The organism is uncultured Streptococcus sp. (assembly GCF_938036805.1).
Classification (GTDB): domain Bacteria; phylum Bacillota; class Bacilli; order Lactobacillales; family Streptococcaceae; genus Streptococcus.
Window position 1 is genome coordinate 1 of record NZ_CALHWC010000200.1, and the last position, 1549, is coordinate 1549.

Annotated in this window: 2 protein-coding genes; one reads left to right on the plus strand and one right to left on the minus strand. The window is 43.8% G+C overall.

Annotation, left to right across the window (positions count from 1 at the left end):
* Nucleotides 1–28: 28 nt before the first annotated feature.
* Nucleotides 29–259 (minus strand): DUF1858 domain-containing protein, encoded by a 231-nt coding sequence (locus Q0191_RS08705; RefSeq protein ID WP_061422459.1) that lies wholly within the window; start codon nucleotides 257–259, stop codon nucleotides 29–31.
* 292 nt (nucleotides 260–551) lie between these two features.
* Between Q0191_RS08705 and Q0191_RS08710 the strand changes: the two genes are divergently transcribed.
* Nucleotides 552–1484, plus strand: coding sequence for a nitronate monooxygenase (locus tag Q0191_RS08710; protein ID WP_297665680.1), 933 nt, complete (start codon nucleotides 552–554; stop codon nucleotides 1482–1484).
* Nucleotides 1485–1549: the final 65 nt, after the last annotated feature.

Below are 1549 nucleotides of genomic sequence, written 5' to 3' on the forward strand. Positions count from 1 at the left end.
AGGACTTCAATGCGTTCAGTAGCCATGCCTAAATCCCCACCACTTCATAGCCGTTCAATTCCAGCGTTTGCTTGATCTTATCCAGGTCAATGCCGTTCATGCTGGCTCCTTTTTTAATCGAAACCACGCGCCCGACTGTATTGCGCATGACGGGATTGGCCAGAGGCTTAAAGCCCAACTCGACCAAGACATCTAAAACTTCAGGCTGCTTCTCAATCACTTCTGCCACTGGAATAGACAAATCAATCACATTATCCATATGCCCTACCTCCGTGTATTTTTTATTATTATATCACAAAAGATGCGCCCTATAAAAATCCTTTCCTCACTTGCTCAAATCCAAGCTTGGAGAATATAACAAATTCTAATAGACTATAAGTTATTGTTATAAGGACACTGATAAACGGAGTTTCACAAGAAAAAGCTAGTCCTATCAAGGATTTCTGAGATTTTTTTCACAAAGTCCTGGTTTTTGTCAGACTACAGCTTTCTTGAAAACGCTTTATTATAGTGATATAATGACTTTAAATACAGAATAAAGGAGATGCCCTATGTCTATTACAGAATTGTTGAATATCAAGTACCCTATTTTCCAAGGAGCTATGGCTCAGATTTCCCACTACCAACTAGCGGCGGCTGTTTCAGAAGCTGGCGGACTGGGAATCATCGCTTCAGGAGGAATGACGGGTGAGCAGTTGCGTGAAGAAATCCGTGAACTGCGTAAATTGACTGACAAGCCATTTGCCGTCAATGTTATGCTCATGATGAAAAATATCAAGGATATTGTAACAGTCATCATTGAAGAAAAAGTTCCTGTCGTAACGACTGGGGCTGGTACACCGAAATTCATCATGCCTTATCTGAAAGAGGCTGGTATCAAGGTTATCCCTGTTATTGCCAGTGTCAAACACGCGCAAAAAATGCAAGAGCTCGGAGTTGATGCCGTGATTGCTGAAGGTTCTGAAGCTGGTGGCCATATCGGTGAAACCAATACTATGGCCCTCATTCCTCAGATTGTTGACTCCGTTGATATTCCCGTTATCGCTGCAGGTGGGGTTGCCGATGGTCGTGGTCTCGCTGCTGCCTTTGTCCTCGGTGCACAAGGGGTGCAGATGGGAACTATCTTCCTAGCTTCAGAAGAATGCCCAATTGCCGCAGCTTACAAGGATGCCATTGTCGCAGCCAATGACACTGCTACTGCCGTGACTGGTCGTATTGCTGGTGCACCAGTTCGTTGTATCCGCAATGAAATGACTGACCACTATATTGAACTAGAAAACAAAGGCACCAATCGTGACGAACTCGAAGAAATCACCATCGGTTCTCTTTCTAAAGCCGTTTACGAAGGAGATACCGTACATGGCTCTATGATGAGTGGCCAAATCGCTGGCTTAGTCAAGGAAATTCGTCCATGTAAAGAAATCCTCGATACAATCGTTTCCGATGCTCAGAAGGTTCTCCAAAACACTGAAATCAAGCTATAATCCTCTAACTCAAAAGAGAGTGGGACAGAAATCGGTAATTCGTTAGAATTCGATTTCGTCGTCCC

Coding starts and splice junctions, on each gene's coding strand:
- Q0191_RS08705 (WP_061422459.1), bottom strand. CDS start 259: ATGGATAATGTGATTGATTTGTCTATTCCAGTGGCAGAAGTGATTGAG.
- Q0191_RS08710 (WP_297665680.1), top strand. CDS start 552: ATGTCTATTACAGAATTGTTGAATATCAAGTACCCTATTTTCCAAGGA.